At 52.6% G+C, this 23552-nt stretch carries 23 protein-coding genes and 1 tRNA gene; 7 read left to right on the top strand and 17 right to left on the bottom strand.

Annotation, left to right across the window (positions count from 1 at the left end):
* Positions 1 to 51 precede the first annotated feature (51 nt).
* From CFLAV_RS13475 to CFLAV_RS13460, 4 genes are all read left to right on the top strand, one after another.
* Entirely contained in the window at positions 52 to 468 is a 417-nt protein-coding gene (locus tag CFLAV_RS13475) for a DUF4253 domain-containing protein (protein WP_007415290.1), read from the top strand.
* An 86-nt stretch (positions 469 to 554) separates the two neighbouring features.
* Positions 555 to 1076 carry a DUF4190 domain-containing protein gene (locus tag CFLAV_RS34120; RefSeq protein ID WP_007415289.1) on the top strand — a complete coding sequence of 174 codons (522 nt, stop codon included), beginning with the start codon at positions 555 to 557 and terminating at the stop codon, positions 1074 to 1076.
* A gap of 26 nt (positions 1077 to 1102) precedes the next feature.
* Positions 1103 to 1606: an endonuclease V gene (locus tag CFLAV_RS13465; RefSeq protein WP_007415288.1), complete on the top strand. Its 504-nt coding sequence runs from the start codon at positions 1103 to 1105 to the stop codon at positions 1604 to 1606.
* Between the two features lie 79 nt (positions 1607 to 1685).
* The gene (locus tag CFLAV_RS13460; protein WP_007415287.1) at positions 1686 to 3014 is read left to right on the top strand and encodes a Gfo/Idh/MocA family protein; all 1329 of its coding nucleotides are present in this window, start codon (positions 1686 to 1688) and stop codon (positions 3012 to 3014) included.
* 119 nt (positions 3015 to 3133) lie between these two features.
* On the opposite strand, the gene CFLAV_RS13455 is transcribed toward CFLAV_RS13460, so the two are convergent.
* Positions 3134 to 3607 (bottom strand): Fur family transcriptional regulator, encoded by a 474-nt coding sequence (locus CFLAV_RS13455; RefSeq protein ID WP_007415286.1) that lies wholly within the window; start codon positions 3605 to 3607, stop codon positions 3134 to 3136.
* A 112-nt stretch (positions 3608 to 3719) separates the two neighbouring features.
* Between CFLAV_RS13455 and CFLAV_RS13450 the strand changes: the two genes are divergently transcribed.
* Complete coding sequence (locus tag CFLAV_RS13450; protein ID WP_040548548.1) at positions 3720 to 4991, top strand: competence/damage-inducible protein A; 1272 nt, start codon at positions 3720 to 3722, stop codon at positions 4989 to 4991.
* Between the two features lie 139 nt (positions 4992 to 5130).
* Here the strand turns inward: CFLAV_RS13450 and CFLAV_RS13445 are convergent, their stop codons facing one another.
* Positions 5131 to 5364 carry a ferredoxin gene (locus CFLAV_RS13445; RefSeq protein WP_040548636.1) on the bottom strand — a complete coding sequence of 78 codons (234 nt, stop codon included), beginning with the start codon at positions 5362 to 5364 and terminating at the stop codon, positions 5131 to 5133.
* Between the two features lie 142 nt (positions 5365 to 5506).
* Here CFLAV_RS13445 and pyk point away from each other — a divergent pair, with 142 nt between their 5' ends.
* Complete coding sequence (gene pyk / locus CFLAV_RS13440; RefSeq protein WP_007415283.1) at positions 5507 to 6913, top strand: pyruvate kinase; 1407 nt, start codon at positions 5507 to 5509, stop codon at positions 6911 to 6913.
* 19 nt (positions 6914 to 6932) lie between these two features.
* On the opposite strand, the gene CFLAV_RS13435 is transcribed toward pyk, so the two are convergent.
* Genes CFLAV_RS13435 through nuoF form a run of 9 tightly spaced genes read right to left on the bottom strand, consistent with a single transcriptional unit; the run spans position 6933 to position 17557 of the window.
* Positions 6933 to 8402: an NADH-quinone oxidoreductase subunit N gene (locus tag CFLAV_RS13435; RefSeq protein ID WP_007415282.1), complete on the bottom strand. Its 1470-nt coding sequence runs from the start codon at positions 8400 to 8402 to the stop codon at positions 6933 to 6935.
* Between the two features lie 7 nt (positions 8403 to 8409).
* Positions 8410 to 9954, bottom strand: coding sequence for a complex I subunit 4 family protein (locus tag CFLAV_RS13430; RefSeq protein WP_007415281.1), 1545 nt, complete (start codon positions 9952 to 9954; stop codon positions 8410 to 8412).
* A gap of 3 nt (positions 9955 to 9957) precedes the next feature.
* Positions 9958 to 11868 (bottom strand): NADH-quinone oxidoreductase subunit L, encoded by a 1911-nt coding sequence (gene nuoL / locus CFLAV_RS13425; RefSeq protein ID WP_007415280.1) that lies wholly within the window; start codon positions 11866 to 11868, stop codon positions 9958 to 9960.
* Positions 11869 to 11877: 9 nt separating this feature from the next.
* Positions 11878 to 12183, bottom strand: coding sequence for an NADH-quinone oxidoreductase subunit NuoK (gene nuoK / locus CFLAV_RS13420; protein WP_007415279.1), 306 nt, complete (start codon positions 12181 to 12183; stop codon positions 11878 to 11880).
* Positions 12183 to 12677, bottom strand: a complete 495-nt coding sequence (locus CFLAV_RS13415) for an NADH-quinone oxidoreductase subunit J family protein (protein WP_007415278.1) — start codon at positions 12675 to 12677, stop codon at positions 12183 to 12185. The genes nuoK and CFLAV_RS13415 overlap by 1 nt, the downstream gene beginning before the upstream one ends.
* Before the next feature lie 30 nt (positions 12678 to 12707).
* Entirely contained in the window at positions 12708 to 13256 is a 549-nt protein-coding gene (locus tag CFLAV_RS13410; protein WP_007415277.1) for a NuoI/complex I 23 kDa subunit family protein, read from the bottom strand.
* Between the two features lie 12 nt (positions 13257 to 13268).
* Positions 13269 to 14414 (bottom strand): NADH-quinone oxidoreductase subunit NuoH, encoded by a 1146-nt coding sequence (gene nuoH, locus CFLAV_RS13405; protein ID WP_007415276.1) that lies wholly within the window; start codon positions 14412 to 14414, stop codon positions 13269 to 13271.
* A gap of 8 nt (positions 14415 to 14422) precedes the next feature.
* Positions 14423 to 16111, bottom strand: coding sequence for an NADH-quinone oxidoreductase subunit G (locus CFLAV_RS13400; protein ID WP_007415275.1), 1689 nt, complete (start codon positions 16109 to 16111; stop codon positions 14423 to 14425).
* Positions 16112 to 16120: 9 nt separating this feature from the next.
* The gene (gene nuoF, locus CFLAV_RS13395; protein ID WP_007415274.1) at positions 16121 to 17557 is read right to left on the bottom strand and encodes an NADH-quinone oxidoreductase subunit NuoF; all 1437 of its coding nucleotides are present in this window, start codon (positions 17555 to 17557) and stop codon (positions 16121 to 16123) included.
* A gap of 59 nt (positions 17558 to 17616) precedes the next feature.
* On the opposite strand from nuoF, the gene CFLAV_RS13390 reads away from it, so the two are divergent.
* Positions 17617 to 17690: transfer RNA gene (locus CFLAV_RS13390), tRNA-Gln, on the top strand.
* 10 nt (positions 17691 to 17700) lie between these two features.
* Here the strand turns inward: CFLAV_RS13390 and CFLAV_RS13385 are convergent.
* From CFLAV_RS13385 to CFLAV_RS13360, 6 genes are all read right to left on the bottom strand, one after another.
* Positions 17701 to 18237 (bottom strand): NADH-quinone oxidoreductase subunit NuoE family protein, encoded by a 537-nt coding sequence (locus tag CFLAV_RS13385; protein ID WP_007415273.1) that lies wholly within the window; start codon positions 18235 to 18237, stop codon positions 17701 to 17703.
* The gene (nuoD, locus tag CFLAV_RS13380; RefSeq protein WP_007415272.1) at positions 18234 to 19505 is read right to left on the bottom strand and encodes an NADH dehydrogenase (quinone) subunit D; all 1272 of its coding nucleotides are present in this window, start codon (positions 19503 to 19505) and stop codon (positions 18234 to 18236) included. The genes CFLAV_RS13385 and nuoD overlap by 4 nt, the downstream gene beginning before the upstream one ends.
* A gap of 8 nt (positions 19506 to 19513) precedes the next feature.
* On the bottom strand, positions 19514 to 20185 hold the full coding sequence (locus CFLAV_RS13375) for an NADH-quinone oxidoreductase subunit C (RefSeq protein WP_007415271.1): 672 nt from the start codon (positions 20183 to 20185) through the stop codon (positions 19514 to 19516).
* A 41-nt stretch (positions 20186 to 20226) separates the two neighbouring features.
* Positions 20227 to 20736 carry an NADH-quinone oxidoreductase subunit NuoB gene (nuoB, locus tag CFLAV_RS13370; RefSeq protein WP_007415270.1) on the bottom strand — a complete coding sequence of 170 codons (510 nt, stop codon included), beginning with the start codon at positions 20734 to 20736 and terminating at the stop codon, positions 20227 to 20229.
* Between the two features lie 131 nt (positions 20737 to 20867).
* Entirely contained in the window at positions 20868 to 21320 is a 453-nt protein-coding gene (locus CFLAV_RS34115) for a gluconate 2-dehydrogenase subunit 3 family protein (RefSeq protein ID WP_202796896.1), read from the bottom strand.
* Positions 21301 to 23268, bottom strand: a complete 1968-nt coding sequence (locus CFLAV_RS13360) for a GMC family oxidoreductase (protein ID WP_007415268.1) — start codon at positions 23266 to 23268, stop codon at positions 21301 to 21303. The genes CFLAV_RS34115 and CFLAV_RS13360 overlap by 20 nt, the downstream gene beginning before the upstream one ends.
* Positions 23269 to 23552 lie beyond the last annotated feature (284 nt).

The following is a 23552-nucleotide window of genomic DNA, read 5'->3' as shown; positions in this document are numbered from 1 at the left end:
ACGTGGTTACGTCTGGTGACCATCGGAGCTGGCAAAAACCTTTTTTAACCTATGGCAGAAGCTCGCAATCAGGATCCCTTCGCCCTCATTCGCGAAGCCCAAACCAACGGCGCCAACTTTGACCTCGATACTGACGCCATCATCGCGCGCCTTACCCAATGGCAATCCCTATGTTCCTTTCGCGTGGTTCGTGCTGAATACGATACGGTCGAAATCGAATTCGACACCCTGCCAAAGGATCAGGATGCTTTTGCCAGGGAACTCTACGAATTCTGTCCCGACCTCGTCGATCAAGGGACCGGTTGCATGGCGGAACTGCTCGAACTCGCTGAAGAAAGCGGCCAGCCCATAGCTCCCGAAACTCAAAAGCTCATCGAAGGTGTCGATTTCGAAGATGAAAACTACGGCATCGAAATCCTCAAACGCGAAGTCGAGCAAGGCAAAAAAGTAACTCTCTGGTGGGATTGACCCTGCCATGGAGCCAGCTAAATTTCCCCCTCCATTAGCCTTGCCCATATTCCCGCATTGGGTTAACACCAATCAACCTTTTTACCATGAGTGAATTTAAATTTGCCTGTTCCAACTGCGGCCAAAATATTTTGTCAGACACGACTCAGGTCGGCACCTCCGTTACCTGCCCCTCCTGCCAGACTCCTTTGATCGTTCCCAATATACCCGCGGGCACGTCCACGGCACCTCCTCCGTCTGCCCCCGGTCTCCGCAGGGCTGACTCATCATCCTACAACCCGCCCCCACCGCCCAACGTAACGCCGGTTGTCGAAAAAACTTCCGGCCTTGCCATCGCCTCACTCGTCTGCTCGCTTTCCAGTTTCGTAATCTGCATCGGTTGGCTTCCCGGAATCATCTGTGGCCACCTCGCCAAGGCTGAACTACGTCGAAATCCCAAACTCAAAGGCTCCGGCCTGGCCACCGCCGGACTTGTCATCGGTTACATTTCCCTTGCCTTCCTCATTCTCTTCTGTGCCCTGCTCACTCCTGCCTTTATAAAAGGCTTCAAGCGCGGCTTGGAGCGTGGCCGGCAAAACCGACAGCCCTATATCCAGGGCAACAACTGATACAAACCTGAAGTCTCGGCCGCAACATGATCGCCTGCCTGGACGTCCACTATGAAGGCGCGACCGCCTTCGCTGCTGGAATCGTCTTTCAGGAATGGGTCGATGCTTTCCCCTACGAAGAAGAGGTCATTGAAGTTTCGAACATCCAGCCTTATCAACCCGGACAATTCTACCTGCGTGAACTGCCCTGCCTCCTCGCAGTCCTCAAGGCACTTCCTGCCGTCCAGACGGTGATCATCGATGGTTACGTCTGGCTCGATAATAAAGGGAAACCCGGCCTTGGCGCTCACCTCCACCAGGCATTGAACGAAAAAATCCCGGTGATCGGCGTCGCGAAAACTCCTTTTCAGGGAGCCGACGGAAGTTGCGAATTACTCCGCGGCAAAAGCAAACGCCCACTCTACATCACCGCCGCGGGCATGGACCCCGGCGTCGCCACACAATATATTCGCTCCATGCACGGACAGTTCCGCATTCCCACCCTTTTAAAGCGCGTGGATCAATTGGCACGCACCCACCGTTTCTCCTGAACGCCAACAACCATTTATCATGGCCAAAGCCGCACGCCCATGCTATTGAATATCCGAACCCGTACATGGTCCCTACAACATGAGAGCTACCCCATCAGCCACCAAAATCACCCGCCGCAAATTTCTCGCCGCCGCCGGTGCTGCCATTGCTCTACCCACTTTTATCCCGGCCAGCGCGCTCGGACGCGAAGATCGCCCCGCTCCTTCCGCCAGGATTTCTCTTGGCGTGATCGGTTGCGGCGGCATGGGAACCGCCAATACCAACGCCTTCCTCGGCTTGAACGACTGTCAGGTCGTGGCCGCGTGCGATGTCGACAAGCAACATCTGGAAACAATCCTCGGCACCATCAACGGTCATTATGGCAACAAGGACTGCAAAGCCTATCACGACTACCGCGAACTGGCGGCGCGCACCGATATCGATGCCGTCATGATTGCCACCCCGGATCACTGGCACGCTCTCGTTGCGGTGGAAGCGGCGAACCATAAGAAGGACATTTACGGCGAAAAACCGCTCGCCCGCACCATCACCGAACAACAAGCCATCGTCCACGCAGTGCAGAAGAACAATCGCATCTGGCAAACCGGTTCGTGGCAACGCTCCGTGCCTAATTTCCACAAGGCCGCAGAAATCGTCCGCAATGGTCTGATCGGCAAAGTCACCCGCGTTGAGGTCGGATTACCAGGAGGTTTCGCTGGCTACAATCCCAAGCCTTCCGACTTCACGGTCGCCACTCCTCCGCCTGAACTCGATTACGATCTCTGGAGCGGACCATCTCAATTACTACCCTACATGTCCATTCGCGTGCATGGGAACTGGCGCTGGAATTACAATACCGGCGGTGGCAACCTCCTCGACTGGATCGGTCACCATTGCGACATCGCCCATTGGGGCCTGGGCTTTGATGAAAATGGCCCTTCAGAAATCGAAGGCCACGGTGAATTTCCGCCGGCCGATTTCGGATGGAACACCGCTACCAAGTACCGCATCGATCTGAAGTATCCCCAAAACATCTCCATGACCATCGCCGGTGGCCATCCTGACATTAAAGACGGCACCAAATGGATTGGCACCGATGGCTGGGTTCACGTGGATCGCGGGCAATTCAGTGCTTCAAATGAAGATTGGCGCGACATCAAACAATTGCCTGAAGACCTCCGCAAAGTGAAGCTGTACGAATCATCCGGCCATCAACGCAATTTTCTGGACTGCGTCAAATCCAGAAAACCGACCATCACACCAGTTAAGACCGCACATCACTCCACCATTCCCGGTCACCTCGGCCTGATTTCAATGCTGGTCGGACGCAAACTCAAATGGAACGTCCAATCCGAACAAATCATCGATGACAAGGAAGCCACCGCGATGTTGGGACGCCCCTTCCGCGCTCCCTGGAAATTGGCATAAACTGCCGGTCTTGCTTAAGCAGCCAACGGACACACGAAGCCGTCGTCCCTAAAATTATTGTTTTCCTGCAAACTCGCTTTGATCAGTTCCTTGGCTGGAATCGACTCGTCCTCCGCCCCTCAGCACCCCTTCTTCTTACAAGCACCCAACTTCTTCAACTCCTCGCAACTTCCGGTGATCTGCAGCCGTTGAGCCTTGATGGAAAAGCCCAGTCTCTTGGTAATCTCAGTCTCAATCTCTTCGATCTTGTCGCTTTCGAACTCCACAATCTTCTCACAATCCTGGCAGATGATGTGATTGTGGTTGGGATGATCGGCATAATTCGGATCGTAGAACTTGTAATCCTTCCCAAAGTCCATTTCCCGAACCATTCCACTCTCCGTCAGTAGCGGTAAAGTGCGATACACCGTCGCCCGCGAGACGGATTTGTCCCGTTGCCGCGACCACTCAAGCAGCTCTTCAGCCGTAAAATGCTTATCGGTGCTGAAAACCACGTCAATGATGGTCTGACGTTGCGATGTGATGCGCAGATTCTTGTGCGCCAGGAAGTGCATGAACTTCTCTTTCGCCAGGTTTTTATCTGCTACTGACATATTCGCAGTATAAGGCACCGGAATGCGCCAAGTCAACGCACGGCTGGAGTCAGATCAGGGCTGAACTCTGCCCCTTGAACCCTGAACCATGTGATGGCACGATACCACCGCCTTGAACATCGAAATCATCAACACTGGCAGCGAGCTCATGCTCGGTTTTGTCCTGAACACCCATCAACAATGGCTCTGCCGCCAGCTTTCCGATGCCGGCTACAGCGTCACCCGTCAGATTGCCATCGAAGACTCAGGCCCGGCCATCCAACAAGCTGTCCGCGAATCACTTTCCCGCGCTGATTTTATCATCGTCACCGGCGGTCTCGGCCCCACTTCCGATGACATCACCCGCGACCTGATCGCCTCCCTGCTGGGCAAGCGCTTGCACAAAAACGCCGCCATTGCCGCCAAGCTCGAAGCTTTCTTTGCCCAACGAAATCGTCCCATGCCTGCTAACACCTTGTTGCAAGCCATGGTTCCGGAAGATGCCTTGATTCTCGATAACGCCCATGGCACCGCGCCCGGTCTCGCCATGGAGGTCACCCCCAATCCTTTCCGCCCTGATGGTAAAACAAGTTGGCTGGTCATGCTCCCTGGTCCGCCTCGCGAACTGAAGCCAATGTTTGCAACGCACGCCCTGCCGTTGCTCCAAAAGCATTTCCCTCTCGAGAGCGCCTATTCCTGCCTCACGCTCCGCACCACCGGCATTGGCGAATCCCAGGTGGAGGACGAAATTTCCGGCCTTCTCCAGCCACTCGTTGATGACGGTCTGATCATCGGTTATTGTGCTCATTATGGCTGGGTGGATGTCCGACTCGTCGCCCGCGGCCACAATGCGGAACAACTCGTCAAGGAAGGTGAGCAAATGGTGCGCTCCAAATTGCATCAATACATTTACGGCACCCAGGATGAACAACTCCACGAAGTCATCGTCCGTCTGCTCACGGAGCGCAAGCAAACCATCGTCACTGCCGAATCCTGCACCGGCGGCTTCATCGCCAATCGTCTAACCGATGTCTCCGGCGCTTCCGCCGTCTTCCTCGGCGGAGTCGTCACCTACAGCAACGAAGCCAAACAAAACCTGCTCGGCGTGAAGGCCGAAACTCTCGCTACACACGGCGCCGTCAGCGAACCAGTCGTCCGAGAAATGGCCGAAGGTGCCCGCAAACGCCTGGGTGCCGATTTCGCCATCGCCACCACCGGCATCGCCGGACCAACCGGTGGAACACCAACCAAACCCGTCGGCACAGTTTTCATCGCCTTGGCAACCCCAAGTCACACCTTCGTGATTAATCCAACCAATCGGTACGACCGTCCCACCTTCAAAATCATCACCTGCCAGCAAGCCTTGGAATTACTCCGTCGCAACCTGCTCCATACTTCCTCGTAGTCAGGCCATTTCGAATTGACCACCACCTTGCCCCAGCAAAAAAGGGTTGCCAATATCTGGAGAGGTTAAGTCGTAAAAAGCAGAAAACCCGCGATCGTTTCCGATTGCGGGTCTTGAAATTCTGACTATCAGCTAACTTCTATGGTCCATTATTACCAATGGCTTCAACCGGGCAGCCTTCCATGGCTTCCTTGCAGCGGGCCTCTTCGTCAGGGGTGGTGGGCTGCTTATAAACGTAGGAATATCCACCGTCATCATTGCGGGTAAAATTGTCAGGCGCAGTTTCGCGGCAAAGATCGCAGTCGATGCACTGGTTATCGACATAAAACTTGCCGGTCACATTTTCAGGGTAACGATTTGCAATATCAGCCATAAAATTAATATTTAGTCCGTTTATATTTGTGTTGCTGTCCCCAAATATCAAGCCCATTTATAATGTTTCACTCTTCCTTCTTTCTTTACCCTTCAACATAAATCCCTTTAATACACGGTCAACGAACCCTTGGTTCGGCGCAATGAGAAAAACCAAAATAATTGCCACTCTCGGCCCCGCAACAGATTCACCGGAAATGATCGGTCGCCTCATCGATGGCGGCCTCAATATTTTCCGTCTAAACATGTCCCACGCCACCCACGATTGGACCCGCCGCGTGGTCAAGGACATCCGCGCTGCAGCCAGCGCCCGCAACCTGCTGATCGGCATCCTCATGGACACCCAAGGCCCTGCCATCCGCACCGGCGATCTCCGGAGCCCACTCAATCTGAAACCGGGAGAACGCTTCACCTTCACGGTTCGGGGTGAAAAAAGTGAGGAAGTCAACTCCGTCGATGTCAATTACGCCGACTTCATCAATGACATCAGCGTGGGCGACGTCGTGCTGGTGGACAATGGCGCCATACAGATGAAAGTTCTTGTCAAAAGAGGCAACAAGGTGGAATGCGAAGTCCTTACTGACGGCAAGCTCGGCAGTCGCCGCCACATCAATCTTCCCGGCGTCAAAGTCAGCCTGCCGCCCATGACCGAAAAGGATATCGCTGACGTAAAGCTGGGATTGGAACTGCAAGTCGATTACATTGCTCTCTCCTTCGTCCGCGCTGCCAAAGACATCCGCGAACTTAAAAAGCTGATCAGCAAATCAAAGGATCATCATCCGCTGGTCATTGCCAAAATCGAAGATCAGGAAGCTGTTCGCAACCTCGATTCCATCGTCCGCACCGCCGATGGCGTCATGGTGGCCCGTGGCGACCTTGGCATCGAAGTTCCTTTCGAGGAGTTACCCATTATCCAGCGCCGGATCGTGAAGACCTGCCTGCATATTGGACGTCCCGTCATCGTCGCCACCCACATGCTGGAAAGCATGATTCAATCGCCCATGCCCACCCGCGCGGAGGTCACTGATGTTGCCAATGCTGTTTACGAACAGGCAGACGCCATCATGCTCAGCGGCGAAACCACTGTCGGCAAATATCCTCTCAAGTGCGTGGAAACTTTTGACCGCATTGCCCAACGCATCGAACGCAGTGGCGGTGCCAACTATTGGGAACATGCCGAACTGACCGACCCACGCGAGAAGATTGCCAAGAGCGCGGTGGTCATGGCCAACGAACTGCGAGCCACTGCCATCGTCTCATTGATCCGTAGCGGCAGTATGACCCGCTATATTTCCTGGCTCCGTCCCCGTCATTCAACCATCTACGCTTTTGGACCAAGTCAGGATGTCGCCGAAGAACTGACCTTGCATTGGGGCGTGGTTCCTTTCGTGGCTAAATTCGACGAAAGGGACTTGGACAAAAACATTGAAAATGCTTTAAAGACCTTGATTGAACGCAAATGCCTCCGCAAAGGCAGCACTGTCGTGGTGGTCAGCTCCATCCTCTCCGGCGATAAAGTCGTGGATGCCGTTCAGATGCGGGAGATCTGATTTATCGCCCGTCAGATAACTACATCTTGGCAACCTTCGGCACCTTATCAGTCGTGGTCACAACCCGATCCGTGCGATTGAGCAAGCCGCTCGGACGCACTCCGAGATAAAGCATGCCAAGAAGACAGACGGAGAGGGACAACTTCACGCATAGCGGAATGCGAATAGGCGAAAGATCCCGCGTCTCCCGGGACCAGTAGATGGCACGGATAACCCCGAAATAGTAGTAGATGGAAACCACCACGCCGAACAAGGCCACGCCGACGAGCCAATAGTAAGCCGAGTTCTCCGCGCCCTTTTCCACTACTGCTTTCAGCAGCAAAAACTTGCCGAAGAAACCGGCCAGCGGTGGAATACCTGCCAGCGAGACCATCGCCATCGTCAGGGTGGTCGCCAGCAATGGCGAACGCTGATGAAGCCCGGCCAACGCGCTCAAGTCTTCCCCTTCCACATTCCGCATGACGATGGAGATAACGGTAAACGCACCCAACACGGTAAAGAGATAACCGGACAAATAATACAGCATCGCCGATTGACCGTTCAAACTGTATGCCGCCAGTCCCATCAGCAGGTAACCTGCGTTGGAGATGCTGGAATAGCCCAACAACCGTTTGATGTTCCGCTGTGGAATGGCGCACAGGTTTCCGTAGAGAATCGTGGCCATCGAAATGCCGATCAATAAACCCTTCCAATGTTCTGCCACTGCCGGCACAGCCTGGAAGAGGACTCGAATGAGGAGCACAAAACCGGCCGCCTTTGACCCAACCGCCAAAAATGCCGTCGAAGGCGTAGGCGAGCCTTGGTAAACATCCGGCGCCCAGATCTGAACGGGAAAAGCCGCAATCTTGAAGCCCAATCCCACCAACATGAACAAAATACCGAACAGAAATACTTTGTTGGTCAATAACTGCGGTGCCATCACAGAAATCCTGGTGAAATTCAACTCTCCAGTCAGGCCGAAGATCAGCGCAATGCCGTAAACCATGAACGCCGAAGACAACGCGCCAATGATCAGATATTTCACACCGGCTTCCAGCGACCATAACTTTCCGCGCTGAAAACTAGTCAGAATGTAGAAAGTTACCGTGATCAACTCGAGCGAAACGAATAGGAGGCTGAAGTCGTTTGCGGAGGCAGCGAACATCATTCCACTCAGGGCAAAAACAATCAGCGCGTAATATTCGCTGATTCCAGCGCCAATGCGGTCCGAAAATTCAACTGCCATGATGAGCACAATAATCGCGGCCAGCAGGAAGAACTGCTTGAAGAAGAGTGCCAACCCATCCATCACATACATCCCCTGAAAGGCATACTGCACTTCCGGACTGGCCATCTTGAAACTAAAGAAAAAGATGACACCAAGCGCGATCGCGGCCACGCCACCCAATTTGCGTTTATGCTTCGCAGGCGTCCACAAGTCTGCCAGCAGCAATGCCAGGCCGAGCACTACCACCGCTATCTCCAAACTCAATAAGGAATAGTTGTTCATCTAGCAATCAATGCTTCTTGGTTTCAATCGGTGCGGCTTCAACCAGCGCCACTTTGGCAACTTCTCCACCGGCCATGTCCACAATTCTCTTGGCACTAGGCTCAATTTTTTCCGTCAGCAACCTTGGAAAGAAGCCAAACACCAATAAACTGACCAGAAGAATCAAATAAGGAACTTTGCGATGTGGAAAGGCGGATTCCGCCACGCCCATGAATTTTTCCGGCACGACGCCATGCAACATATTTCGAATCGCCCGCAGCATATACACTGCGCCAATTACCGACGCGCCCCACACTGCTATACCCGTAATCAAGGGATAGGTCTTATACGCACCGAAGAAAATGGTGACTTCGCCAGCAAAATTCGCAAATCCTGGCAAGCCGCATCCGGCAAACAAGGCCATCATCAGCGCGGTGCCAAGGAACGGCAACTTCCGTAATAAGCCACCCATTTTGTCCATCTCGAGTGTACCGGTGATGTGGTAGAGGTACCCACTCAAGCCAAAGCTCAGGGCCGCAAGAAATCCGTGCGCAATCATTACCAGCACCGCGCCCGTTATACCGATAAGGTTCAAACTCGCAATTCCCAGGAACACAAAACCCATGTGCGCCACGCTGGAGTAACCGATCAGCCAGTTGAAATTCTTCTGCCGCATTGCGACTAAACCACAATAGAAAATGTTCCCCAAACAAAGCCAGGCAATCACGTTGATCCAGCTATGCGTCGCTTGAGGCAATAGCGGCAGCGCAATACGGATCAAACCATAAAGGCCGAACTTCTTCAGCACACCGGCATGCAACATCGCCGTCGCAGTCGGAGCGGAACCATATCCCAGCGGTGCCCATGTATGGAATGGCCACAAGGAAATCAAAATGCCGAATCCGAAGAGCAATAGGGGGAAAATGAAATTTTGATCATGCAAAGAAATCGGATGATCCTTCACGTAGGTCGTCAAAGCAACGATATCAAAAGTGTTTGCCCCCGACTTCACGTACAGCGCAATCAATCCAACCAAGGAAATCAACGCACCAATGCTCAGATACAGCGTAATCTGGAAGGTCGCATAGTTCTTATTCTCTCCCCTGCCCCAGACACCAATCATGATAAACGTTGGCACCAGCGCCAGTTCGTGGAAGAAGTAGAACATGAAGATGTCCAGCGATGCGAACGCCCCCAAAATGCCTCCGGTCATGACAAGTAGTAAAATGTAGAATTCCTTGTCTCGACTGTTGATGTCCCAGGAAACACAGGCAGCCGCAAACGCCACGATTGCCCCCATGAGGATCAGCCCCACGTTTATCCCATCCACCCCAACATGATAATTTAAGCCGAGCGATTTCACCCACGGAATAAGCTGCTCGAACTTATACGTGCCGCTTTCCCCTATGACCGCATTGTCGTACTGCCAAAACATCTTGATCGCCAGGATCATCGTCACGAAGGTCGCGACCATGGCCACAATGCGCATGACAAAACGGTAGTTCCGCGGCACGAAACAAAGCACCAGCGCTGCGATCAGCGGACAAAGTATGATGGATGTAAGGGGGGACATGTTTTAACGCGCGAGAATGAGGTAAAGCACCAGTGCCACGCCTGCCACCAGCAGGAAGGCATAAGTCTGCAGACTTCCGGTTTGCACCAGGCGCAAAGCGCGGCCGATAAATTCCGTTGTTCCCTGGGTGCCGCGCACCATGAATCCTCCAATGATCCAACGGTCAATGCCATTCGCCAGCTTGGCCAGAGCCTCCTGCGTGCAGGGAATCAGCACATGCTCATAAAACTCATCGAAATAAAACTTGTTGCGCATCAGGCGCGACAGGAAGCCAAGTTTCTCCGGCAACGGATCGACCATCTTGTTCCAATAAAACGCAAAGGCAGCCGCAATACCTGCTAAAAAGGCGAGTATGCCAAAGGCGGCAGCGAGCGGAGAATCATTAATGGGGGCCATGATTCCATCCACCCAGCTGGCGACATGCTCTACTTTCTCCGGTTCAAAGAATTTGCCGTACACTCCTTCAATCCCAATAACTCCGCCTATGAAACTGAACACAGCCAGGATTATCAAGGGCCACTTCAGCATGCCGGGTGCTTCATGCGCATGGTCAGCCGCTTCCGATCTCGGCGCACCATAGAACGCCACAAACACCAAACGGAACATGTAGAATGTGGTCAATATGGCAGCTAATAAACCCAGAATAAACAGCCCGTAATGATGGGTCTCCATGGCCTGCCCCAAAATGCCATCCTTGCTGTAGAAGCCGCTAAGTGGTGGACATCCTGCCAATGCCAACGTGCCTATCGTAAAAGTTACAAATGTTGTGGGCATTTTTTTCCTCAACGCCCCCATCTTCCAAATATTCTGCTCATGATGCACTGCATGAATCACCGCACCAGCTCCAAGGAACAACAACGCCTTGAAGAACGCATGCGTGGTCAAATGGAACATCGCAGGCGTCGGCCCATGAGTTCCCACCGCCATCACCATGTAACCCAGTTGCGACAGGGTGGAATAGGCAAGGATGCGCTTGATGTCATTTTGTTGGATCGCTATGACGGCCGCCAATAAGGCGGTGATTCCGCCAATCCACGCTATGACTTCCAACGCGTGCGAACCTGACACGTCTAACAGAAAATAAATCCGGCAGAGCATGTAAACACCCGCCGCCACCATCGTCGCTGCATGGATCAAAGCGCTGACCGGCGTCGGGCCTTCCATCGCATCCGGCAACCAGACGTGCAGCGGAAATTGCGCCGACTTGCCAGCTGCACCGCAGAAAACCAACAGCCCTGCCGCAGTCGCGACCCCCGCAAACTCCAAGGTGTGCTTATCAAGATATTGCTTTAAAGCATCGAAGTTTAAACGGTGACCCAGGGTGGCCCACACGAGCAGGATGCCTACTAAAAATCCAAAATCACCGAGACGATTGGTAAGAAACGCTTTCTTGCAAGCATCGGCCGCCGAGGGCCTTTCATACCAGAAACCAATGAGCAAATAGCTGGAGATACCCACCAATTCCCAGAAGATGAACATCATCAGGAAATTGTCCGCCATAACGATCCCAAGCATGGAGAAGATGAACAGGCTCAGGCAGGCAAAATAGCGGCTGTAACCGGGATCGCCCTTCATGTACTCCCACGAGAAAATGTGGATGAGGCCGCCCACGCCCGTAACAATGAGCATCATCATCATGCTCAGCGCATCCAGCTTCAGTCCTATATCGATCCTTAAGTAATCAACTTGAAGCCAGGTGGCGGTGATTTGCGGAAACTGCTGCTGTCCCGAATTCTGTAAAACGAAATACAGAATCGAAGTGAGAAGAAAACAGACCACAACTGCGGCAATGGAAATCTGTGCGCTGACGCGCGGCCTCGACTTGATGCCGGGAATAAGGCTTATCAATGCCACCGAAACCAATGGCAGAAACAGAATCAGCCACGCAAACTTTTCTATAGGTATTTCACTCATGGAATCGGCCTAATACTTCAGTGTGGTAAGATCTTCCACGTGAGCCGTCTGCCGTTTCCGGTAGAGCGCCACAATTAATGCCAAACCGACAGCCACCTCGGCCGCAGCAACCGTTATGATAAAAAACACCATGATCTGGCCATCCAGTTTGCCGTTAAAACGGGAGAGCGCCACCAAGGCCAGGTTCGCCGCGTTGAGCATCAACTCCAGGCACATGTAAATCACCAGCAGATTCCGGCGCATGATGACGCCCAGCATTCCCAGGCTGAACAAAAGCCCGCTGACGACCAGATAATGTTCGAGGCCGATTTGCATTATTTTAAATCCTTCTTGCTAAGGAGAATCACGCCCACCATCGCCACCAGGAGCAGAATGGACAGAATTTCGAAAGGCAGCAGGTAATCGCTAAACAGTTTCGTGCCCAATTCCACCGTCCCCCCGACCGCACGATCAGTCACGTTTGGTAGTTGATCCTTGGATGCTGCCAAGGCCTTGTAAAATATGAAAGCAATGGCCGCCACGGAAGTAACTCCGGTAACTGCTCCAAAGAGATTGACCCTGCGCCGTTCCTCAGCTTTGAGGTCAAGCAACATGATCACGAAGAGGAACAAAACCATCACTGCGCCTGCATATACTAACACCTGGACGGCACCCAAAAAGAAGGCGTTTAATAGCACGAACAACCCCGCCATCGAGCCGATTGACAACACAAGACACATCGCGCTGTTGATCGGATTGCGATTGATGATGACAAACGCACCGCAAATCAACGTCAGCGCCGCAAATATGTAAAACAGATACTCTGGCATTTAAAAGGGTTCCTTGCTCGATAGAAGGCCTTACGGGGTCATGCCCTGTTCCTTGGCTTCTTCGGCTTTATGTTTCCACTTCTGAATCTTGTCCTGATGAATCCCGCCCAACGAAAGCAGCTTCTCCTTGTTATAGATCATTTCTTTCCGACTGGTGCCGGTCAGGGAATAATCTTTCATGAGGAAAATAGCTTCCTCCGGACAAACTTCCTGGCAAAAACCACAGAAGATGCACCGGAGCATATTGATCTCAAATTCCTTGGGAGCCTTCTCCACATTGCCAACCTTCGGATCGCCTTCGGTTCCGGGAGGAATGATTTTAATCGCTTTGGGCGGGCAAACGAATTCGCACAACTGGCAGGAGACACACTTCGTGCGGTCTTCTTGATCCTTGACCAGGTAGGGCGCACCACGATAACCCGGCGGCACAGTCCATTTCTGTTCCGGGTACTCCATCGTCACGGTCTTACCCTGAAAAAGCGTACGACGGAAGTGGCGACCTGTGACCTTGAGACCACCCCAAAGCGCGGGGAGATAAAGCCGCTCCCAGAAACTTAGTTTTTCACGTTTAACAATCATTCTTCAAATCCGTTAGTGGGTGTTCTTGAGTGCCACCAGCCACAACACAACTGCCGTGATTAAAATATTAGCCAAAGCCAGGGGAATAAAACGACGCCACCCCAAATCCATCAACTGATCATACCGGAAGCGCGGAAACATCCAGCGTATCCAGATAAAGATCAGCATTAACAATATGATTTTACCGATGAAAATTCCAATATGGAGCAAGCCTATGCCAATTGAATCCGCTGGTTGATCCAGACCGAACCAAGGCAACGTCCAGCCTCCCAAAAACAACGTGACCATCATCGCAGACGAGGCAATCATGTTTGCGTATTCACCCAGGAAGAACAGCGCGAACTTCATCGAGCTGTATTCCGTGTGGTAGCCGGCCACCAATTCGGTTTCTGCTTCCGGCAAGTCAAACGGAAGGCGGTTGGTTTCGGCAAAAGCTGCAATAATGAAAATGATAAACGAAAGCGGCTGTTTAAATAACAACCAGTTTGGCAACCAACTGATTCCGAATAGCCCACCAGTTTGATAATGAATTACCCCGCTCAGATTTAGGTTACCAACCAACATGAAAACAGGGATCACGGACATGCCCATCGCAATTTCATACGAAATCAGCTGCGCACTGGAACGAATGCCACCCAGGAAAGGATACTTGGAGTTGGCTGCATACCCCGCCAGCACAATTCCATACACACCCAACGATACAATTCCGAAAGTATAGAGAATGCCAACATTCAGATCGGCAATCACCATCCGCTGCCCACCCAGATTGGAACCGAATGGAATCACCGCAAAGGTCAGCAATGCCGGCACCATCGCAATCATCGGCGCCAGCCAGAAATAAATCTTGCGCACATGCGCCGGAGTAAAATCTTCTTTTAGCAAAAACTTCAAACCATCCGCAAGTGGCTGAAAAATGCCGAGTCGAACAAGAAAAGGTCCAAGCACCGGAATTGCGGCGATGAACGGAGGCGCCGCGCGGTTCGGCCCCACACGATCCTGAATGAAGGCTGAAACCTTTCGTTCCACAAGAACAGCGTAAGCCACCATCGTCAGCACCACGCCGACCAGGATGGCGATCTTAACAAAACTCCACAGCGCCATCTGCCCCGTCGGGCCGAGTTCTGCAAGCATGGGACTGAATGTGTGCAAGTAATCCATTTCTGAAATTAAATTTGTATCGTCACACCCTTGTCACCCAGCGACGCCCAGGTGACTCCATTGAACGCCGGGATTTCCTGCGCCATTTGGTTGAACAAACCTTCGATTGAGGAATATCCATTCTTGCCGGTCACATTATGAACCAGTTCATGCAAAAATTCCCACTCCGGACGAGCTTCCCCGCGCGGGACGATCGCCTGCATGAATTTCTGCACGCGACCTTTGCCATTCACAAAGCTGCCGCGCTTCTCAGCATGAGCACAGCCTGGCAATAGGAAGTTGGCTTTTTCCGTCGTTTTATTAGGCAAAATGTCGCTAACAATCAAGTTTTCCAGCTTGCCCAGCAAATCTTCGCCAATGCCAACCTTGGTCACATCTTCACCAAACACAATCAAGGTCTTGATGCTGCCTTTGCGAATACCATCAGCAATCTTCGGCAAATTCGATCCCATCTCTGCCGGAGAAATGCCCGTCAACTTCGCGCCATTGCTGTTCGGATTAAGATCCGTGCTGAGCAATATCTTGTCGCCTGGACCAGTCCGCGGCACGGAATCCGTAATCGCATTGAACTTTTTGGCAATCTTCGAAAGCAAATACAGTTCTTCGTTCGTCTGACGAGCCGAACCTACAATCGCCACCGACCCCGGCTGAGCCTTGGCCAACTTCTCGCCAATCTGCTTGAGCACATTGCTCCAGGTGGTCTGCGCCAACCCAATTTTCACTTCCGTCAGGCGGTCGTCCCGATTGATCCACTTGTAGTTCAAGCGACCGGAATCGCACATCCACGTCGAATTCACCGCATCATTCTCGCGCGGCTCGTAACGGTAAACCTTTTCCTCACGTGAGCCGATGATGATATTGCAGCCGGTTGCACAACTGGTGCAGACGCTCTTGGTTTCCTTCAGGAACCAAACACGCATCTTGAAACGAAAATCCTTGGAAGTCAGCGCACCGACGGGGCAAATATCCACCGTGTTCAGGGTGTAGTTGTTATCAAACGATTTGCCGGGATAAGCGCTCAGCGTGTTATAACTGCCACGATTCACGATGCCCAATGCATCATCCCCAACGATATCGCGCGAAAAACGGATGCAACGTGTGCAAAGAATGCAACGCTCGTCGTCCAACATGATGCGAGGCCCGAGATCCACCCGCTTGGGTTTGTGAACCTTTGGCTCCACGAATCGGCTGGTGGCCTGACCGTAATCCACTGAATATTCCTGCAACTTGCATTCACCAGCCTGATCACAAATCGGGCAATCCAGCGGATGATTGATCAGCAAAAATTCCAACACACCCTCACGCATCTGTTTCACGGCAGGCGTCGTGGTGTAAATTTCCATTCCAGGCGAAATCGGCGTTGCGCAGGCAATCGCCGGACGAGGAGACTTGGCGATCTTCGGCGTGCCATCGGGATTCATCACCGGCTTTCGATCCGGTCCCATGGCGGGTGTGCCGAATTCGACGAGGCACATGCGGCAATTTCCAGCCACCGGCAGCTTGGGATGATAGCAATAATGCGGCACATCCACCGTGGCCATCGAGCAGGCCTGGATCATGGTGGTCGGAACCTGTTTGCCAGTCATGGGATCCGGCACGGTCTTGGGCACAGAAATTTCCTTCCCATCAACCTTGATCTTGATGGTTTCAATCGCTGGCTGAGCCGGCTTGTTTTCCGTTGTCGCTACTGTCGACATATTAAAATTTTAGTGTGTTGGGCTGGCGGCAATTTTCAAATCCGCCGTCGGGCCCGCGCCAGAACTGGCGGCAGCACGTTTGGCCTCATCTGCTTCGCCCTTGGCAATGAACTCGTCTTTGAATTTACCCACAAAGCTCTGCACTGGCCACGAACAAGCTTCGCCGAATGCACAAATGGTGCGTCCGCCAGGAATGTTGTCTGCAATCTTGAGCAGGTATTCCGCATCCTGTTTGCGACCTTCACCGTGGGTCATGCGATGCAACGCCTTGCTCATCCAGAGCGAGCCTTCCCGGCACGGTGTGCATTGGCCGCAGCTTTCGTGGGCGTAGAATTCGCTGAGATTCGCCAGTGCTTCGACGATGTCCACCGAATCATCCATCACGATGATCGCACCGGAACCGGACATGCTGCCCGCAGCCATGAGCGAATCGAAGTCGTACGGCAGGTCAAGCATATCCACTTCCTGCTCGATATCCTTGCCGTCCGGCCCCTTCTTCTTGAGCTTAAACTTTTCTCCCGCTTTGAACACCTTGGCTGAGGAACCACCGGGAATAATCGCCTTAAGTTTTCGCCCATCGTGCAGACCGCCTGCAAATTCATTGATCAACTGGCCAATCGTCGCTTTGCCGACTTCAATCTCATAATAACCGGGCTTCTTCACCTGCCCGCTGATGCTCACGATGCGGGTGCCGGTATTATTCGGAGTTCCGATCTTGGCATACTCCGAACCACCCATTGCAACCACATGCTTCACCTGACAAAGCGTCTCGACATTGTTCACAATCGTCGGGCACATGTAGAGACCCAAAATCGCCGGGAAGTAAGGTGGCTTAATACGCGGATAAGCACGTTTGCCTTCGAGTGACTCAATCAAACCCGTCTCTTCACCGCAAATATAAGCACCCGCTCCACGATGGACGTGAATTTCCAAATCGTAGCCGCTGCCGAGGATGTTTTTTCCGAGGAAATTCTTCGCCCGAGCTTCCTTCAAAGCCTTGTTCAAAATGCGCGCACCATCGGGAAATTCGCCACGGATATAAATATAGGCGAGCTTCACGTCATTCGCGAAGCAGGAGATAATCATCCCTTCGATCATCTGGTGCGGGTCTTTATGCAGAATCTGGCGATCCTTGAAGGTCCCCGGCTCCGATTCGTCCGCATTGCAAATCAGGTAAATCGGCTTGCCACTCTTGCGATCTACAAAAGACCACTTCAAACCACAGGAAAAACCAGCGCCACCGCGACCGCGCAAACCGGAAACTTTGACGTCCTCACGGATCTGCTCCGGACCGCTCATCGACTTGCCATCGGGCAAACTCTTAGGCTGGATGGCCAAAGCCTTCTTCAGGGCTTCATACCCTCCATGACGCAAATAGCACTCCATATCAGCCGTATAACCCGGCTGATCGACATTTTTTAAGATGAGGCGAAATTCTTGAGGCATATCTAGCTATGAACAGCTTGACTCTCTGGCCAAACCCTTTATTTTGTCACCACTCGGAATGCCGAATGGTGTAATGGTAGCACGGCTGCCTCTGGAGCAGTCTGTCATGGTTCGAATCCATGTTCGGCAGCCATTCTTGAGTTTCATTTGCATTTTCCCAGTATCTCGTCCGCTTTTTGATTCGTGACCCCTTCGTAGAAGTCCTCGTTACACATCATCACTGGCGCGGTGCCACAGCTCGCGAGGCATTCGACAAACTCGACCGAATATTTGCCGTCTTTCGTGGTTTGAACCCCATGTGCATGACTGTCCAAACCGAGCTTTTCACAAAAATACTTATGCAGCTTGTGCGAACCACCGAGCGCACAGCTCAATGTCCGGCACACCTTGATCTGGTGCTTGCCCGCAGGCTCCTGCCGGAACATCGGATAAAATGTCACCAGTTCGTAAACGTTGATCGGCTGCAACTCGAGCTTCTTCGCAATCCACTCAATCGCTTCCTTCGAAACATATCCGAAGTGTTCTTGAATCGCATGCAGGAACATCAATGATGCGCTCCGCTTGACGGGATAATGCGTCACAAGTTCGTTCAACTCAGCTTCCAATGCTGGCGGAACAACAAAATTGCCCGTCGACAGGACACTGGCGCGGTTTTGCTGGGTGGAATCAGGTGCGCTCATCGATCACATTCTCCCATTACGAAATCAAGCGAACCCAAAATCGCCACGGTATCACTCATCATATGACCCGGCAGCAGGTGCGGCAAAATACTCAGGTTCACAAATGATGGCGCACGAATCTTCATCCGATTCGGAGTGCCACCACCGGTGCTGTTGATATAAAATCCGAGTTCGCCTTTCGGATTCTCAGCACCAAAATAAATTTCTCCCGGCGGCGCATTGTCTCCCTGGGTGACGTTGATGAACTGATGAATTAACTCCTCCATCGAGGTCAAAACTTTTTCCTTCGGAGGCAAACCGACTTTGCCATCGGCCACACGTATAGGCCCATCCGGCAACTGATCCAGACATTGACGCAGAATGCGCACGCTTTGACGCATTTCTTCCATGCGCACAAGGTAACGATCGTAACAATCACCTACCGAACCTGTGGGAATATCAAACTGGAGTTTGTCGTAAACGAGATAAGGATGCGCTTTGCGCATATCGAAATCTACGCCACTGCCGCGCAAATTCGGGCCGGTCAGACCATAATCAATCGCATCTTCCCTGGAAATCACGCCCATATCACGGGTGCGATCCACGAAAATACGATTGCGAGTCAGCAGCTTCTCCGACTCATCAAAGTTAACCACGACTTCATCACAAAATTTCCGGCATTGCTCCACCCATCCCGGCGGAATATCCCGCGAAACACCGCCGATGCGTGTGTAACTGGTGGTGAAACGAGCGCCAGTCAAAGCTTCACAGAGATTATAAATCGTCTCGCGTTGCGTGAAGGTGTGCAGGAAGACGGTCAGCGCGCCGACATCCATCGCGAACGCGCCCAACCCCAACAGGTGAGCCGAAACACGCGCCAATTCGCAGCAAATCACGCGAATATATTGGCAACGCAGCGGCAAATCCTTATCGATCCCCATCAGTTTCTCGACGGCCAGCGCATAAGCCACGTTGTTGGCCAAAGGCGCCAAATAATCCAGTCGATCCGTATAAGGGATGAACTGGGTGTAAGTCATGTTCTCGGCGATCTTTTCATCTCCACGATGCAGATAACCGACATCGGGAGCCGCTTTGGTAATGATTTCGCCATCAAGCTCCAGCACCAGGCGCAACACGCCATGGGTGGCCGGATGTGAAGGTCCCATGTTGAGGACCATTTTTTCACCTTCAGCTTCCGGCAAATCCTGCGCTCCAGCGGGAGCTGCTGAAATGGCATCAGCCGCGCGTGCGTGCGGGTCTTTAAATTCTATGTCGTGAACGGTGGCCATGATTCAAATTACTTCTTTTCAATGGGACCAGGACCATGCGAATGACCGTGGGCATCCTTGATGTCATCGCGACGCTCCACTCGCGCATTAAGTTCCAAGGCATCCGTTTCCGGGATGCGGACACGTGGTTCGCGGGCGATGCGGTCCTTGCCGCCAGCAATGGTAACGAACGGCCCGCCTTCAAGCGGAGCCGGTTTCGTAAATGCCACTTCAGGCATTTCGCTCGGTTTGCCCGCCAGCGGGAAATCCTTGCGCAAAGGAAAATAAGGATAGCCTTCCCACATCAAAATCCGGCGCAAATCAGGGTGCCCGCTGAAACGAATCCCCATCATGTCGTAAATTTCACGCTCATGCCAGTTGGCAGTGCGCCATACGGTGGAAATGGTGGGAAGTTCTGACTTCTCTTCGCTGACATCCGTCTTCAACCGCAGATGGCAGTGGTGTCCGTAGCCGTAAAGCTCATAAACCAGTGTCCAGCGGGGGTCGTTGCCGTAATTATCAACACTGCTCAGATCCACCAAATAATCGAAACCCAGTTCCTTCTTGGCCACTGCACACACTTCGGCGATGCGCTCGGCATCGCCGATCTTAATCGTCACTTCTCCACGAAACTCCGCGGGATCGGAAATAAGATCACCGAATTTCGCTTTGAGCTGTTGTGCTAGTTCGAGGGACGACATGACTATGATTTTTTCTGAGTTACCGGATAAGTGACTCCGACTTATGCCACTTTCTTCAAATTCGATAAGGTAGGCTCTTTCGAGACTTTGTTCTGGAGCTTGATTAAGGCATCCAGCAGCGCTTCAGGACGCGGTGGACATCCAGCGACATAAACATCGACCGGAATAATGCGATCCACACCCTGCAGCACGGCATAACTGCGATACATCCCACCGGTGGAAGCGCAGGCGCCCATGGCAATTACCCACTTGGGCTCAGGCATTTGATCGTAAATGCGCTTTACGGCCATCGCCATTTTATAAGTCACCGTGCCCGCCACAACCATCACATCGGACTGACGGGGGGAGAAACGCATGACCTCGGAACCGAACCGGGCAATATCATAACGACTTGCACCGGCAGCCATTAATTCAATGGCACAGCAAGCCAGCCCCATCGGCATCGGCCAGAGTGAATTCTTACGAAACCAGTTCAGGGCCGCGTCGACACGGGTGACAATAACGTCGCCCTCGACCTTGGAATTGTAACCGAATTCGGTGCTTGTTTGCATAAATTAGTGGCTTAAATACCACTGTCTTAAGGAAACTAATCAGCAAAGAAAAGTCAGGCAAGTTGAATTTGTGATTTTTTTCACAAGCACACGCCTCTTAAGAAGCTGGCCTAACGTTGCTCCCCGATAGGTTAAACCAGCTTTAAATGTTCTAAAACTTCCTTTGGCGGGCCTTTAAAGCTGAACAACGGCGTGTTGCCAATGTATTGCAGATCCTTGGTTCCTTCCTTCGATGTGTAGAAGCCCGTGGTGGTCAGATCGCGAACGCAGGTGAAGAAATAAGCAGCATTCAGAAATTCCGGCTTGGCTTTGGGGGAATAGCAAATGTCGTCGCAGATTTTGGTTTTCTGCTCCTCTGAAAGATCGGCAAATTCCTTCTGAAACCGCTTTTTCGACTCTGCGTTCAACCAGACGATGCCTTCCTGAATCCGCTTTTTGTCCTCCTGCTGCTGGGGATAGGGCGCGCTTACCCATTCATCGATGAAATCCGGCACGCCAACCTTGCTGGCGCTGGGCGATTTTTCATCCTCCGGAATAATGACGTCACAAAGCGCGGAGAGGCTGTTAAGCTCCTCCTTCGTCATGGTCCGTTCCCACGGAACCATCGGATGCATCAGGTTGGGATCGCTCAAAGTCCATTGCGATAACTTTCCCGGACCGCCCGTGGCCTTGTCCCAATCTAATGCCGGAAATACTGCCAGCGTGGCTGCAACCCACTTGATGGCTTCGCGACGTGCCATTCTTTTCGGTTCGATTTCGCTCATAATTGCTGAAATGGTTCTGGTTAACTTGGGTTTTGGAGATTATTAGACGTTGCCCTTTCTTTAATTGATCTACCAGATAGTCGGAACTGCGCCAGGCCAATGCCATGATGCTGAGAGTTGGGTTTTTATCAGCATTCGAAGGGAACGGTCCGCCGTCCATGACGAAGAGGTTTTTTACATCCCAAGCCTGGCAATATTGATTGAGCACCGATTTTTCCTTTTTGGCGCCCATGCAGGTCGTGCCGACTTCATGAATGATTTTGCCGCCCGGCAGGATGGCTTTGGATCCATCCAATTGCGGCCCGTCGCCCAGCACCTTGCCACCCATCGCTTCAACGATCTGCGCGAAGGTCTTTTGCATGTGTGCCGCCTGCTTGATCTCAGCATCTGCCCATTTCCAATGGAATTTCAGCACCGGAATGCCCCACTTATCCTTCACATTGGGATCAATCTCACAGTAGCAATCGTCGTTCGGAATCATTTCGCCACGACCATCAAACCAGACGAACGATCCGTAATAGCGGCGCGCGTCTTCTTTGAGTTTCTTGCCGTAGCTGCCGCCGGTGAGCCGGTCCAGTCCATCAAACATCCCTGCCGATGGCATGCGGCGACCGCCACCGAATTCAATGTGGTAACCGCGCGGAAAGTCGAGTTTGCCGACCGCTTGGTCCTTATAACCCCACCACGGCATGTACATGTGCATGCCGGAAACACCATCTTCATTGTGAGGCGGCACGTTTTCCAGCGCCGGAATATGACCTCCCAGCCCGGAACCAACTGTATCCATCAAATAACGGCCAACTTTGCCGCTGCTATTCGCCAAGCCATTGGGGAACAAGTTGCTCTTGGAATTCAGAAGTATGCGCGCTGACTCACAGCCGCTGGCGGCCAGGATTACAACCCGGGCTTGAGCGCGCTCGTCCTTGCCGGTAAGCCTATCCACATAAATAACTCCGTTCGCCTTGCCGCTGGAATCCAACGTGACCTCCCGGACCATCGCCTGCGTGACGATATCCAGGTTGCCCGTCTTGTCCGCTGGCGGGAGCAGCACAGTGGTGGATTGAAAATTTGCTTTAATGGAACATCCACGACCGCAGGATGTTGCGTAATAACATGCAAGTCTGCCGTTCAGCGGACGGGTAAGGATTGCGAGATGAGAAGGAATAACTGGAATTTTCAGCGGATCGCAATGTTTTTTAACCAGGAGTTCATATCCGCGCGGCTTGGGTGGCGGCTGCAAAATTCCTGCTGGTGAGTTCGGTGTATTCTCCAATCCTTCATTCGATCCGAACACGCCAATCAATTCCTCCGTCTTGTCATAATAAGGAGCGAGATCGGGGTAATCGATCGGCCAGTCGATTCCCATGCCATCGCGCGATTGTGGTTTAAAGTCATATGGCCCCATGCGTAGAGCGATGCGCCCCCAATGATTGGTTCGCCCGCCGAGCATGCGTGTCCGCCACCAAGTAAACTCCGTGCCTTGGGCCATGGTGTAAGGCTCCCCGGGCACCCTCCAGCCACCGTCAACCGTGGCATCGTAAAAGCCGAAAGGCTTATCCGGCGTGCTGGCTCCGCGCAACGGCGCATCCTTGGGAAGGTTGAACATCGGCGTCTCCTTCTCCGGTTCATAATTGCGCCCCGCTTCCAGCATCAAGACTTTGACGCCTGCCTTCGCAAGCACATAGGCACTCATCGAGCCGCCGGCACCAGAGCCAACGACGATGACATCATATTCCTTGTGAGTTTTGCTGCTCGTAATTACTGGCATAACACTATTACAACCAGTAAGTCCTTCGTCGGTCAATACTGGCGAACTTTGGACCACAAACCCGGTAATTGGTTCAGTGCTTGCCGGATGACACCTTTTTTGACCCGCCCGCTTGGCTTGTAGTCCTACGCCCTCCCCTTTCCTTGTTTTGCCCCTTTTTTCGCCTTAATTGCACATGCTATTACATCAAAAAGTTGTGGACAATCCCCCTGTTCTCGCTAGATTCCCGCCTAATCCGATACCTTCCGGATCCTGGCTGAGTCGCCGCGATACCGGGAAGATTT

The organism is Pedosphaera parvula Ellin514, assembly GCF_000172555.1.
GTDB lineage: Bacteria > Verrucomicrobiota > Verrucomicrobiia > Limisphaerales > Pedosphaeraceae > Pedosphaera.
This window is presented reverse-complemented; position numbering and strand designations above follow the sequence as displayed.